Genomic DNA, 13,089 nt, shown 5'->3' on the forward strand with positions numbered 1-13,089 from the left:
GGCGAACCAAGCGACACACACCAAGGCGGCTTTCAGCCGGTGACCGCCTCTCTCTGAGATATGCCAGCACGCTATTTTCCCGTTCTTCGCATTTGCACTAAAAACTTTTATATCACAATATAGGTTGAAAAGCAAGAGGGAAAACTTTATAATGGGGCGTGCACGATCTGACATACCCCCATCTCGGCTTCATATATATGGAGACAGGGGCGGCGGTTTCCGCCCCTCAAGTACGGGAAAGGGGGGAGCGCATTGCGCAGAGAATTGGCCTGCGGAGCGCTGATGATGACGGTGCTGCTCACAGGCTGCTCCAAGCAGGACCAACAGGCGCAGCAGCAGGGCGTGCTGCTGCGGGGCCAGTACCAGGCCATGAGCGGCTGGTCGGGCACCTTCCGGGTCAGCGCCCATTTAGGCCAGCAGCTCTATGAGTTCGCTTTAGAGGGAACGGCCCAGCAGGAGGGAGAGACGGTACTCACCGTGGTGGAGCCGGAGTGGATGGCAGGAGTCACCGCCCGGATGACCGATGAGGAGGCTGTCTTGGAGTATGACGGAGCGGGGATGACCTTGGGCACCCTCAACGGGGACGGCCTGAGCCCCATTGCCGCCATACCGGAGATGCTGGACCAGGTGGCCCAGGGCTACATAGCCCAGTGCAGCTGGGCGCAGGAGGGGGAGGACACCTTCCTGGAACTCACCTGCCGGGACCCGGAGCAGGAGCAGGGAGCGGGCACGGAGTATACCATGTGGTTTGCCCCGGACACCTTTGCCCTTCGCATGGCGGAGGTACAGGTGGATGGGGCCACCGTGCTCACCGTGACAAGTGATGATTTTACCATGGAGATGAACGAGGATGAATCAACAGACCATGCGGACCTGGACGGAGATCCGTCTGGACAATCTGGAGCATAATTACCATGTATTGCGGTCTTGCGCCCCCCAGAGTAAGTTTCTGGGCGTGGTGAAGGCCAACGCCTACGGACACGGGGCGGAGGAAGTGGCCCACAAATTGCAGCAGCTGGGGGCGGACTATCTGGCCGTGGCCTGCCTCAACGAGGCCACCGAGCTGCGCCAGTCGGGCATTACCATGCCCATTCTCATCCTGGGGGCCACCCCGGCGGAGTTTGCCCCCCAGGTGGTGGAGTATGACCTGACCCAGGCGGTGTTTACCACCCAGCTGGCCCAGGCCCTGTCCAAGGCCGCTGCGGCCCAGGGCAAGCGGGCCAAAATCCACGTTAAGCTGGACACCGGCATGAGCCGTCTGGGCATTCTGGCCCACGACCCGGCCCAGGCTGCCCAGGACGTGGACGCCCTGTGCGCCCTGGAGGGGCTGGAGGCCGAGGGCATTTTCACCCACTTTGCCAACGCCGACGGGGACGAGGGGTACACCATGGAGCAGTTTACCCGCTTCCTGGACACCCTGGATGTGCTGAAAAATACCTATGGCCGCACCTTCCAGCTGCGCCACTGCGCAGCCAGTGCCGCCGTGCTCAACTTCCCCTGCACCCACCTGGACATGGTGCGCCCGGGCATTGCCCTGTACGGCTACCTGCCCGACCCCTCCTGCCAGGGGCTGGACGCCGGGGAGCTGTGGCCGGTGATGACCTTGAAGACTCGGGTGGCGGCGGTGCGGGAGCTGCCGGGGGACACCCCGGTGAGCTACGGCTGCACCCAGCACATGCCCGCCTCCGGCGGTCGGGTGGCGGTGCTGCCGGTGGGCTATGCCGACGGCCTGCACCGGGTGTTGTCCGGCCAGGGCACCGTGCTGGTGGGCGGCCAGGAGCGGCCCATTGTGGGCCGGGTGTGCATGGACATGTGCATGGTGGCCCTCCAGGAGGAGGACCAGGTGCAGCCGGGAGACGAGGTGGAGCTGTTTGGCGCCCACCACTCCCTGGAGGATATGGCCCAGCTGGCGGGGACTATCCCCTACGAGCTGCTGTGCGCCGTCTCCCCCCGGGTGCCCAGATTGTACCAGGGCGCATAAGATAACACGGGGGGTCGCCCCCGAGGGAGCGGCGAGAGATGGAGCGGCACCCGGTGGCGAAGGAATCCTGTTCCACCGGTATAAGATCCGCCCCACCGTGGGAGAATGATAGTACCCGGCAGGCATGGCAAGGACCGGGCACTATAAATCCGGCGGAGTGTGAAATCCTGTGGACAACAGTGTCAAACGCGGCGATATTTATTACGCCGACCTCAGTCCGGTGGTGGGCAGCGAACAAGGGGGCGTTCGCCCTGTCCTGATCGTGCAAAACGACACCGGAAACAAACACAGCCCCACTGTCATTGCAGCGGCCATCACCTCTCAGACGGGGAAGGCCCGACTGCCCACCCATATCACCCTGGCAGCCCACAGCTATGGCCTGCCCAAGGACTCCATCGTGCTGTTGGAGCAGATTCGTACCCTGGACAAACGGCGGCTACGGGAACATATGGGCCGGGTGGACGAACAAGTGATGAAGAAGGTGGATGGGGCCATTGCCGTGAGCTTCGGCCTGTCCAACCAACAACTGGTTTGATGCGGCGGCCTGCCTGGATGTCCGGGCAGGCCGTTTCAGCGTGTCGAAACAATTCGACACTCTTCTCAAAAATGCCAGCATTTTTGAGAGGAGTTGCAGCCCGCTGCATGCATAATCGGGTCAAAGGGCGACCCGATTCCACACTGGCGGGCTGAGAAGTGTTTTTTTCGATGCACATGTCCCCGAAAAAAACAGATTTCAATTTATTTTCCCGCCCTCGGGCGGGAAAACTCTGCCGAGGGCTTTTTGGATGATGCAAGAAACCATATCCTTCTTGTGTGCAAATGAGCTTTTTTGGCAGACTGGCCCTGTGTGTGGCCGATTTTGGGGTTTACAAAAGGTTCACAACTGGTTCCCAAATTGTCTATCATTCGACATGGGGGTTCTGGTATCATAGGCCATGTCAGGAAGAGATGTCCAGGCAGAGCTGAGACCTCCCTTGACAGCGACGAACGAACAACCGGGGCTGCTCTGGCAGCAGTCGGAGCCCCCCGGACAAACAACTCCAGAGACACCCTCTCTGTTTAGCCTGTCGGAACGGCCAAGCCTTTCCTGACAGGCTTTTTTTGTGCCGGGAGAAGGGGGAAAACGGAAAACACTTGCCAAGTTCGCCTGGACGGGGTAGACTATGGAGAGATGCCGAATGTCCGGGGACGCCCGGGCCAACCTAGAGAATGGAGAAATCATATGGATTACTTTCACCTGTCAGTGGGACAGGATATCCTCCACCCCATGAGCAGCCTGGCGCTGGCTCACCTGGGGGATGGAGTGTATGAGCTCATGGTGCGCACCTGGCTGTGCCTGAAGGGCAAGGCCACAAACAAGGGGCTGCACCGTGCGGCGGTGACCTATGTCTCCGCCCCCGCCCAGGCCAAGCGGGTCAAGCTGATTTTGCCCATCCTCACCGAGGAGGAGCAGGACGTGTACCGCCGGGCCCGCAACAGCCACACCGCCGCCATCCCCAAGGGGGCCAGCGTGGGAGAGTACCACGCCGCCACCGGGCTGGAGGCTCTGTTCGGCTGGCTGTACTTGCAGGGCCGTCTGGACCGGCTCAATGAGCTGTTTGAACGGATGATGACGGAGGAATGAGCCATGCCCTTGGATGCAATTGTCATGACCGCCTTAGCCGGAGAGCTGCGGGAACGCATCACTGGCGGAAAGGTGGACAAGATCTATCAGCCCACCCGGGATGAGGTGGTGCTGCACATGCGCACCGGGCAGGGAAATGTGAAGCTGCTGCTGTCGGCAAACCCCGCCCACCCCAGAGCCCAGCTCACCACCGTGACCCGGGAGAACCCGGAGACGCCCCCCATGTTCTGTATGCTGCTGCGCAAGTATTTCCTGGGCGGCCGCATTCTGGAGATTCGCCAGCCCCCCATGGAGCGGCTGCTGGAGTTCCGCTTTGAGACCCTCAGTGAGCTGGGGGACCGGGTGGAGCGGGCCCTGGTGCTGGAGTGCATCGGCCGCAAGTCCAACCTCATTATGCTGGACGGGGCGGGGCGCATCACCGACAGCATGCGCCGGGTGGACGGGGATATCTCCGCCCAGCGCCCGGTGATGCCCGGCCTCTTCTACCAGTACCCCGTGCCCACGGGCAAGCTGGACTTCACCGCCATGGGGGAGGAAGAGCTGGAGCAGCTGGTGTCGAGCCAGGCGCCCCAGGGAGAGGGCCAGGACAAGTGGCTGCTGGACACCTTCAGCGGCATTTCCCCCCTGGTGGCCCGGGAATTGGCCTTCCGGGCCGACGAGACTTCCCAGGGCCTGGCCCGGGAGGTGCTGCGGCTGCGCTCCATCATCCTGGAGGGCAAGTATGAGCCGGTGGTGCTGAAAAAAGAGGGGAAGGAGATGGACTTCTCCTTCCTGCCCATTCTGCAATATGGCCCCGAAGTGGAATTGACCCGCTGTGAGACCTTCTCCCAGCTGCTGGACGACTACTACGCCGCCCGGGAGGCCCAGGAGCGGGTGAAACAGCGGGGGGCGGACTTCATCCGGTCGGTGACCCAGGCCCGCAACCGCACCGCCAAGAAGATCGCCAACCAGGAGGCAGACCTGCGGCGCGCGGGCAACCGGGAGCAGATGCGGGAGTATGGGGACATCATCACCACCAACTTCTATCAGATGCACCGGGGTCAGTCGGTGCTGGTGGCCCAGAACTACTATGACCCGGAGTGCAGAGAGGTGGAAATCCCCTTAGACCCCCTGCTCACTCCCCAGCAGAACGCCGCCAAGTACTATAAGGACTACAAAAAGGCCCAGAAGGCGGAGGAGATGCTGGCCATCCAGCTGGAGAAAAACCGCACCGAGCTGGAGTACCTGGACAGCGTGCTGCAAATGATCACCCTGTCCGAGGGGGACCGGGACTTGCAGGAGATCCGCCAGGAGCTCATGGACAACGGATATTTGCGCCAGCACAAGCGGAAGATGACCGCCAAGGGCAAGGTGAAGATCATCCACGCCAAGCCCATGGAGTTTCGCTCCTCCGCTGGCCTCACCATTTTGGTGGGCAAGAACAACAGCCAGAATGACCGCCTGACCTTGAAGGACTCGGACAAGCGGGATTTGTGGTTCCACGTGCAAAAGCTCCACGGCTCCCACGTGATTTTGAAGACCGGAGGGGTCCAGCCCGACGACCAGTCGGTGACGGAAGCGGCCATGCTGGCGGCCTGGTTCTCCCAGGCCAAGGACTCGGCACAGGTGCCGGTGGATGTGACCCCGGTGAAGGTGGTCAAAAAGCCCACGGGGGCCAAGCCCGGTTTTGTCATCTACAACACCTATAACACGGTGTATGTCACACCCCAGGAGGAACTGGTGAAGAAACTCCGGGTGAAATAAGGAGAAAGGGAAACGATGAACTTCTTTTTGTTGGAACTCTTCTCATTTTTGCTGATTCCCTGGTATCTGTACTGTACCGCCTGGATTGGCCGGGAACTGTTTGCCCTGTCTGGGATGACCTTTTGGGAGTTTGTCCAGAAGGGGGAGGGCCGAGTGCCCACAGCCACCTCCAGCCGCCATTCCAGAAGCCGGAGAAATCGGGCTGTCCTGTCTGTGCTGATGGAAACCAGCAGAGACCAGGAGGAGACGCTGCGGCTGTTCAAGCGCTATTGCTACAGTACCTTGCCAGCATTTTTGGCCTTTCTTCCCAGTCTGATTCCAGGCCTGTGGGGGAATTGGTGGATTTCGCTGGGATGGGACGTGGCCCTGTTTCTGGCGGGCTTGGTCATCAAGGCACAGGGACAGGGGTACCGGGAGAAGCACCGCCTGGACCCCCTCCAGGAGGAAGAGCTGGAGGCCAGACAGCGCCGACAGAACAAGACCTTTCTCACCAAGAAAAGTCTGGTGGTCTATGGCCTGGTGGGGCTGTTTTTCCTGGGAATGTTTGTGCTGATTGCCTCCGGTGGGGGACAGGCATTCAAAATGCAACCCGTCCGATGGCACACCTCGGTACAGGCACCCATGCAGAAACTCTATGATGTGCAGACGGCCATGACCGATGCCGGCTTTGAGACCAGCACTTTGTTCACCGCCTATGACGGATATCAGAGTGAGGAACTGGAAAACAAGCTTGCTGGATTCAAGGGTGAAGATTTCTTTGCGTACTACCAGTACACCGGCGGGGCGGTGGCGGAACAGGTCTACAACCAGATTTGTTATAGTATCAATCCAGAGATGGAGCCACAGCAGTGGGATGAACTGTCTCAGTCCCTGCCCAATGATGTGGAGAAGTTTACCCTGACCCGGAACCACACCACCCATTATGTGCTCTGGTGGAAAAATACCGTCGTTTATGCCTGTGCCCCGGAGGACAGCCAGGAGATCACCAGTCTTTTGGTGGACCTCCACTACATGCAAGAGTAAACAAAACACCCCTGTGGAGACGTGTTTGTCTCTACAGGGGTGTTTTCATGTCCGCTTTGTTGTTAGCCTTTCAGCTTCTGGATGCCCAGCTCCATGCGGCGCAGGGTCTCCTCCTTGCCCAGGATGTAGCACAGCTCCACGGCGCCGCCGGGGGTGACGGTCTTGCCGGCGATGGAGATGCGCAGGGGCCACATGAGGGTGGCGTTTTTCACGCCCAAAGACTCGGCCAGGTGGATGAGGGTGTCGTGGATGCTCTCCTGAGTCCAGCTCTCTAGAGCGGAGAGGACGGGGACGGTCTTTTCCAGCATGTCCAGGGACACCTCAGAGTTGGTCTTGGACTTCTTGTTGGTGAACAGCTCCACGCCGTACTCGGGGAGCACATCGAAGAAGTCCACCTTCTCGGGGATGTCGGTGAGGCGCTCGCACCGGGCCTGAAGCAGGGAGGCGATGACGTCGGCGTCATAGGCCTCATTGGTGACGGCCTGGCGGATGTAGGGCCGGGCCACCTCAGCAAAGGCCTCGGGGGTCATGGAGCGCAGGTAGGTGGCGTTGAAGTAGTTGAGCTTCTCCATGTCGAAGGCGGAGGGGGACTTGGAGATGCCGGAGATTTCAAACGCCTTCACCAGCTCGTCCAGAGTGAAGAACTCCTGCTCGCTGAGCTCACCGTGGGGGGCCCAACCCAGCAGGGAGACGTAGTTCACCACAGCCTGGGACAGATAGCCCATCTGGATGAGGTCCTCGTAGGAGGGGTCGCCCTTGCGCTTGGACATCTTGCGCACGGCCCCGGTCTCGGGGTCGGTGATCATGACAGAAGAGCAGTGCACGTAGGTGGGAATCTCCCAGCCGAAGGCCTCGTACAGCAGGTTGTACTTGGGGGCAGAGGAGAGGTACTCGGCGCCGCGCACCACGTGGGTGATGCCCATGAGGTGGTCGTCCACCACATTGGCGAAGTTATAGGTGGGCAGACCGTCCCGTTTCAGCAGCACCTGGTCGTCCAGGGTGTCGTTGTCCACGGTGATGGCGCCGTACACGGCGTCCATAAAGGTGGTCTGGCCCTCGTGGGGGATGCGCTGGCGGATGACATAGGGGTCACCATTGGCCAGACGAGCGGCCACTTCCTCGGGGTCGAGGTTGCGGCAGGGGTCCTCTTCCTTCTGGAAGTTGCCCTCTTCCTCCTCGGTCTCCTCGTGCTTGTCGCAGAAGCAGTAGTAGGCGTGGCCACGCTCCACCAGCAGCTTGGCGTACTCGGCGTAGAAGGAGCGGCGCTGGGTCTGGATGTAGGGGCCCACGGGGCCGCCCACGTCGGGACCTTCGTCCCAGGTCAGGCCGCAGGAGCGCATGGTATTATAGATGATCTCGGTGGCGTCCTCCACCAGACGGCCCTGGTCGGTGTCCTCAATGCGGAGGATGAACTTGCCGCCGGCGTGGCGGGCGATGAGGTAGGTGTACAGGGCGGTGCGGAGATTGCCCACGTGCATGTAGCCCGTGGGAGAGGGGGCGAAGCGGGTGCGCACCCCGTCGTGGGGGATACGGGCTTCCATATCGTCAAACCATTGCTGATTGAGAGCCATGTCAATCAAAACCTCCAGTTTACAGTGTGTCCCCATTATAGCCTCCAGGGGACGGTTTGGCAAGAGGCAGACAGATTGCACAAGGAAATGGCGGGAAAAAGAGTAAAAAATAGATAGGTGAATCTGGGCGTTTTTTCTTGACGAGAGGACGATTTTGTGCTACAATCCCAAATTGTGCTGATATGCCAAAAAGGAGGTCTGCTTGGATGCTGACCAAACTGGAACAAGCCGGCAAGGTTGTGGGCGTCAAGCAGGTTCGCCGGGCCCTGAAAGATGGGCGGGCGACGGGAATCTATCTGGCACGAAATGCCGATCCCGCCCTCACCGAGCCACTGGCTCAACAGGCCCAGGAGCAAGGGGTGGAGGTCCACTGGACGGACACCATGAAGGCTCTGGGACATGCCTGCGGCATTGCCGTGGGAGCCGCTGTAGCGGCAACTGTATAATTTCTTCGGTTTTAGCGAATAATCTACGGAGAGTTCGTTAAAATATATATTCATTGAAAGGAGGAAAATCATGCCTACTTTTAACCAATTGGTGCGCAAGGGCCGTGAGAAGACTACCTACAAGTCCAACTCTCCCGCCATGCAGCATGGTCTGAACACCCTGAAGAACAAGGAGACTGACCTGCCCTCCCCTCAGAAGCGCGGCGTCTGCACTGCCGTTCGTACTTCCACTCCTAAGAAGCCGAACTCCGCTCTGCGTAAGATCGCTCGTGTGCGTCTGACCAACGGCTATGAGGTGACCGCCTACATCCCCGGTGTTGGCCACAACCTGCAGGAGCACTCCGTGGTGCTGATCCGCGGCGGCCGTGTTAAGGACCTCCCCGGCGTGCGTTACCACATCATCCGCGGCACTCTGGATACCCAGGGCGTCAATGGCCGTATGCAGGCCCGTTCCAAGTACGGTGCCAAGCGTCCCAAGGCCGGCAAGGGCGGCGCTAAGAAGTAATTCTTACCCCACCTGTGCATCTAACTTGCTTACTGCGCTGACTGCGCAAGGCAAACTGCGCCTTGCCGAGCGTTTATTCCATATATATGTGGGTAGACCTCGGACAGGCATGACACAAGCCCCGGCCATCGGGGCCTGAGTACCTATGAATTCTATTTTATTAAGAAGGAGGGAAGCAAAGTGCCCAGAAGAGGAAACGTACCCAAGCGGGAGGTTCTGCCCGATCCGCTGTATAATTCCGTCTTAGTCACTAAGCTCGTTAACAGCATCATGCTGGACGGCAAGAAGGGTGTTGCCCAGAAGGTCGTCTACGGTGCCTTTGACATCATCAAAGAGAAGACCGGCCAGGAGCCCCTGGAGGTGTTCAACGCTGCCATCGAGAACATCATGCCTTCTCTGGAGACCAAGTCCCGTCGTGTGGGCGGCTCCACCTATCAGGTGCCCATGGAAGTGCGTCCCGAGCGCCGTCAGACCCTGGGTCTGCGCTGGCTGACCACTTACTCCCGCAACCGCGGTGAGAAGACCATGAAGGAGCGTCTGGCTGGCGAGATCATGGACGCCGCCAACAACACCGGCTCCGCCGTGAAGAAGCGTGAGGACACTCACAAGATGGCTGAGGCCAACAAGGCCTTCGCTCACTACCGCTGGTAATCCGGGAGGAACAGAGATATGGCTACTAGAAAGACTTCTCTGCAGAATACCCGTAATATCGGTATCATGGCTCACATCGATGCCGGTAAGACCACTACGACCGAGCGTATCCTGTACTACACCGGCGTGAACTACAAGATCGGTGAGACCCATGATGGTACCGCCACCATGGACTGGATGGCTCAGGAGCAGGAGCGTGGTATCACCATCACCTCCGCTGCTACCACCTGTTTCTGGGCTGGTTCTGCTCAGCAGTTCCCCCAGACTCGTATCAACATCATCGACACCCCGGGCCACGTGGACTTCACCGTTGAGGTGGAGCGCTCCCTGCGCGTGCTGGACGGCTCTGTGACCGTCATGTGCGCCAAGGGCGGCGTGGAGCCCCAGTCCGAGACTGTGTGGCGTCAGGCCGACCACTACCGGGTGCCTCGCATGATCTACGTCAACAAGATGGACATCATGGGCGCCGACTTCTACAACGTGCTGAACATGATCCACGATCGTCTCAAGTGCAACGCTGTGCCCATCCAGCTGCCCATCGGCGCTGAGGACACCTTCCGCGGCATCATCGACCTGGTGGAGATGAAGGCCGACGTGTACTATGATGATCTGGGCAAGGACATGCGCGTGGAGGAGATCCCCGCCGACATGATGGAGCTGGCCCAGGAGTACCGGACCAAGCTCATCGACGCCTGCGCCGACATCGACGACGAGATCATGATGCTGGCTCTGGAGGAGGAAGAGATCCCCACCGATATGATCCGCAAGGCTCTGCGCAAGGGTACCATCGACAACCTGCTGGTGCCCGTGGTGTGCGGTACTTCTTACCGCAACAAGGGCGTGCAGAAGCTGCTGGACGCTATCGTGGACTTCATGCCCTCCCCCCTGGACATCCCCGCCATCAAGGGCGTGGATCCCGAGACCGAGGAAGAGGACGAGCGTCCCGCCGACGACAACGCCCCCTTCTCCGCTCTGGCCTTTAAGATCATGACCGACCCCTATGTGGGCCGTCTGTCCTTCATCCGTGTCTACTCTGGTAAGCTGACCACCGGTTCCACCGTGCTCAACTCCACCAAGAAGCAGAAGGAGCGCATTGGCCGCATCCTCCAGATGCACGCCAATCACCGTGAGGACATCGAGGAGGTCTTCTCCGGCGATATCGCCGCCGTTGTGGGTCTGAAGAACACCACCACCGGCGATACCCTGTGTGTGGACGACCACCCCATCATTCTGGAGTCCATGGAGTTCCCCGAGCCCGTTATCCGCGTGGCCATCGAGCCCAAGACCAAGGCTGGTCAGGAGAAGATGGGCATCGCTCTGGCCAAGCTGGCTGAGGAGGACCCCACCTTCAAGACCTACACCGATGAGGAGACTGGTCAGACCATCATCGCCGGCATGGGCGAGCTCCACCTGGAGATCATCGTGGACCGTCTGCTGCGTGAGTACAAGGTGGAGGCCAACGTGGGCGCTCCCCAGGTTGCCTACAAGGAGACCATCAAGAAGAGCGTGGAGCAGGACACCAAGTATGCCCGTCAGTCCGGCGGTAAGGGCCAGTACGGCCACGTCCGCATCACTGTGGAGCCCAACGAGCCTGGCAAGGGCTATGAGTTCCTCAATGAGATCACCGGCGGTGTCATTCCCAAGGAGTATATCCCCGCTGTTGACGCTGGTATCCAGGGTGCCATGCAGGCCGGTGTTCTGGCCGGCTACCCCGTGGTTGACGTGAAGGTCCACCTGACCTTCGGTTCTTACCACGAAGTGGACTCCTCTGAGATGGCCTTTAAGATTGCCGGTTCCATGGCCTTTAAGGAGGCCTGCCGCAAGGCTGGCGCCTGCCTGCTGGAGCCCATCATGAAGGTTTCCGTCATCGTGCCCGAGGACTACATGGGCGACGTCATTGGTGACCTGAACAGCCGCCGTGGCCAGATTCTGGGCATGGAAGCTCGTCCCGGCGCCCAGCAGATCGACGCTCTGGTGCCTCTGAGCGAGATGTTTGGCTACGCCACCGACCTGCGTTCCCGCACTCAGGGCCGTGGCCAGTACTCCATGGAGCCCCACAGCTATCTGGAGATCCCCAAGAACATCGCTGAGAAGATCATTGCCCAGCGTGGTCGTAAGGACGACTAAAAATCTTAAGAGCTGGGAAAAAATCTGTTGATTTTTTCCCGGCGATAGGATAAAATAGGCCCATCATGGGTCTAGATGAATGAATCCAATTTTATTGAAGTATAAGGAGGAAACTCAAAATGGCTAAGCAAAAGTTTGAGCGTACTAAGCCCCACGTCAACATCGGCACCATCGGCCACGTTGACCACGGCAAGACCACCCTGACCGCTGCCATCACCAAGTACCTGGCTCTGAAGGGTCAGGCTCAGTACGAGGACTATTCCAGCATCGACAAGGCTCCCGAGGAGCGTGAGCGTGGTATCACCATCAACACCGCCCACGTGGAGTACGAGACCGACGCTCGTCACTATGCCCACGTTGACTGCCCGGGCCACGCCGACTATATCAAGAACATGATCACCGGCGCTGCTCAGATGGACGGCGCTATCCTGGTTATCGCTGCTACCGACGGCCCCATGGCTCAGACCCGTGAGCACATCCTGCTGGCCCGTCAGGTGGGCGTGCCCGCCATGGTCGTGTTCCTGAACAAGTGCGACCAGGTTGACGACGAGGAGCTGCTGGAGCTGGTGGAGATGGAGGTCCGCGAGACCCTGTCCGAGTACGAGTTCCCCGGCGACGAGATCCCCGTCATCAAGGGTTCCGCTCTGAACGCTCTGACCTGCGAGTCCGGCGACATCAACGATCCCGACTTCGCCTGCATCAAGGAGCTGATGGACGCTGTTGACAGCTACATCCCCACTCCCGACCGTAAGGCTGACCTGCCCTTCCTGATGCCCGTTGAGGACGTGTTCACCATCACCGGCCGTGGCACCGTTGCTACCGGTCGTGTGGAGCGTGGCCAGGTCAAGATGGGCGACAAGGTGGAGATCGTTGGTCTGTCCGAGGAGAAGAAGGACACCACCATCACCGGCATCGAGATGTTCCGCAAGCTGCTGGACTACGCTGAGGCTGGCGACAACATCGGCGCTCTGCTGCGTGGTATCGACAAGAAGGAGGTCGAGCGTGGCCAGGTTCTGTGTGCTCCCGGCTCCATTCACCCCCACACCAAGTTCGTTGGCCAGGTGTACGTCCTGTCCAAGGAGGAAGGCGGCCGTCACACCCCCTTCTTCAACAACTATCGTCCTCAGTTCTACTTCCGTACCACCGACGTGACCGGCGTCATCACTCTGCCCGAGGGCACTGAGATGTGCATGCCCGGCGATAACGTCGACATGAACGTTGAGCTGATCACCCCCATCGCCATCGAGAAGGGCCTGCGCTTCGCTATCCGTGAGGGCGGCCGTACCGTTGGCTCCGGTGTTGTTATCGACGTCATCAACGACTAATTTTTAGTTGTTCCCAAAAGAGCGGCCTTCGGGCCGCTCTTTTATTTTACACAGCAAAAATAATTTAAAAACAAAAAGTGAAATACGAAAAAT

General features: G+C 59.6%; 12 protein-coding genes. 11 read left to right on the forward strand and 1 reads right to left on the reverse strand.

The features are described from left to right. Positions 1-252 precede the first annotated feature (252 nt). The 6 genes from E0L15_RS07755 to E0L15_RS07780 all read left to right on the forward strand — a co-directional run bounded on the left by E0L15_RS07755 (position 253) and on the right by E0L15_RS07780 (position 6,371). Positions 253-909 carry a hypothetical protein gene (locus E0L15_RS07755; protein WP_168125151.1) on the forward strand — a complete coding sequence of 219 codons (657 nt, stop codon included), beginning with the start codon at positions 253-255 and terminating at the stop codon, positions 907-909. Next, a complete protein-coding gene (gene alr / locus E0L15_RS07760) occupies positions 851-1,981 on the forward strand; it encodes an alanine racemase (protein ID WP_168125152.1) in 1,131 nt (376 codons plus the stop codon). The genes E0L15_RS07755 and alr overlap by 59 nt, the downstream gene beginning before the upstream one ends. A 169-nt stretch (positions 1,982-2,150) precedes the next feature. After that, positions 2,151-2,516: a type II toxin-antitoxin system PemK/MazF family toxin gene (locus tag E0L15_RS07765; protein WP_087229084.1), complete on the forward strand. Its 366-nt coding sequence runs from the start codon at positions 2,151-2,153 to the stop codon at positions 2,514-2,516. 687 nt (positions 2,517-3,203) lie between these two features. Further along, positions 3,204-3,605, forward strand: coding sequence for a ribonuclease III domain-containing protein (locus E0L15_RS07770; RefSeq protein WP_087369643.1), 402 nt, complete (start codon positions 3,204-3,206; stop codon positions 3,603-3,605). Between the two features lie 3 nt (positions 3,606-3,608). Continuing rightward, positions 3,609-5,348: an NFACT RNA binding domain-containing protein gene (locus tag E0L15_RS07775; protein ID WP_168125153.1), complete on the forward strand. Its 1,740-nt coding sequence runs from the start codon at positions 3,609-3,611 to the stop codon at positions 5,346-5,348. Positions 5,349-5,363: 15 nt separating this feature from the next. Continuing rightward, a complete protein-coding gene (locus tag E0L15_RS07780) occupies positions 5,364-6,371 on the forward strand; it encodes a hypothetical protein (protein WP_168125154.1) in 1,008 nt (335 codons plus the stop codon). A 62-nt stretch (positions 6,372-6,433) separates the two neighbouring features. Here E0L15_RS07780 and gltX read toward each other — a convergent pair whose 3' ends face one another. After that, the gene (gene gltX / locus E0L15_RS07785; RefSeq protein WP_168125155.1) at positions 6,434-7,942 is read right to left on the reverse strand and encodes a glutamate--tRNA ligase; all 1,509 of its coding nucleotides are present in this window, start codon (positions 7,940-7,942) and stop codon (positions 6,434-6,436) included. A gap of 206 nt (positions 7,943-8,148) precedes the next feature. On the opposite strand from gltX, the gene E0L15_RS07790 reads away from it, so the two are divergent. From E0L15_RS07790 to tuf, 5 genes are all read left to right on the forward strand, one after another. After that, positions 8,149-8,388 (forward strand): ribosomal L7Ae/L30e/S12e/Gadd45 family protein, encoded by a 240-nt coding sequence (locus E0L15_RS07790; protein ID WP_087229075.1) that lies wholly within the window; start codon positions 8,149-8,151, stop codon positions 8,386-8,388. Positions 8,389-8,458: 70 nt separating this feature from the next. After that, positions 8,459-8,893: a 30S ribosomal protein S12 gene (gene rpsL, locus E0L15_RS07795; protein WP_087229072.1), complete on the forward strand. Its 435-nt coding sequence runs from the start codon at positions 8,459-8,461 to the stop codon at positions 8,891-8,893. Positions 8,894-9,073: 180 nt separating this feature from the next. Continuing rightward, the gene (gene rpsG, locus E0L15_RS07800; protein ID WP_087229069.1) at positions 9,074-9,544 is read left to right on the forward strand and encodes a 30S ribosomal protein S7; all 471 of its coding nucleotides are present in this window, start codon (positions 9,074-9,076) and stop codon (positions 9,542-9,544) included. Positions 9,545-9,562: 18 nt separating this feature from the next. Continuing rightward, positions 9,563-11,671: an elongation factor G gene (gene fusA / locus E0L15_RS07805; RefSeq protein ID WP_168125156.1), complete on the forward strand. Its 2,109-nt coding sequence runs from the start codon at positions 9,563-9,565 to the stop codon at positions 11,669-11,671. Between the two features lie 119 nt (positions 11,672-11,790). Continuing rightward, a complete protein-coding gene (tuf, locus tag E0L15_RS07810; protein WP_087229063.1) occupies positions 11,791-12,996 on the forward strand; it encodes an elongation factor Tu in 1,206 nt (401 codons plus the stop codon). The last annotated feature ends 93 nt before the right edge of the window (positions 12,997-13,089 follow it).

Origin of the sequence: Pseudoflavonifractor sp. SW1122 (assembly GCF_012027765.1) — a bacterium.
In the GTDB taxonomy this organism is placed as follows: Bacteria; Bacillota; Clostridia; order Oscillospirales; family Oscillospiraceae; genus Enterenecus; species Enterenecus faecium.

Bases quoted from the DNA above. Each gene is read 5' to 3' on its own strand.
- alr (WP_168125152.1), top strand. From the start codon at position 851: ATGAATCAACAGACCATGCGGACCTGGACGGAGATCCGTCTGGACAAT.
- E0L15_RS07770 (WP_087369643.1), top strand. From the start codon at position 3,204: ATGGATTACTTTCACCTGTCAGTGGGACAGGATATCCTCCACCCCATG.
- E0L15_RS07775 (WP_168125153.1), top strand. From the start codon at position 3,609: ATGCCCTTGGATGCAATTGTCATGACCGCCTTAGCCGGAGAGCTGCGG.
- E0L15_RS07780 (WP_168125154.1), top strand. From the start codon at position 5,364: ATGAACTTCTTTTTGTTGGAACTCTTCTCATTTTTGCTGATTCCCTGG.
- gltX (WP_168125155.1), bottom strand. From the start codon at position 7,942: ATGGCTCTCAATCAGCAATGGTTTGACGATATGGAAGCCCGTATCCCC.
- E0L15_RS07790 (WP_087229075.1), top strand. From the start codon at position 8,149: ATGCTGACCAAACTGGAACAAGCCGGCAAGGTTGTGGGCGTCAAGCAG.
- rpsL (WP_087229072.1), top strand. From the start codon at position 8,459: ATGCCTACTTTTAACCAATTGGTGCGCAAGGGCCGTGAGAAGACTACC.
- fusA (WP_168125156.1), top strand. From the start codon at position 9,563: ATGGCTACTAGAAAGACTTCTCTGCAGAATACCCGTAATATCGGTATC.
- tuf (WP_087229063.1), top strand. From the start codon at position 11,791: ATGGCTAAGCAAAAGTTTGAGCGTACTAAGCCCCACGTCAACATCGGC.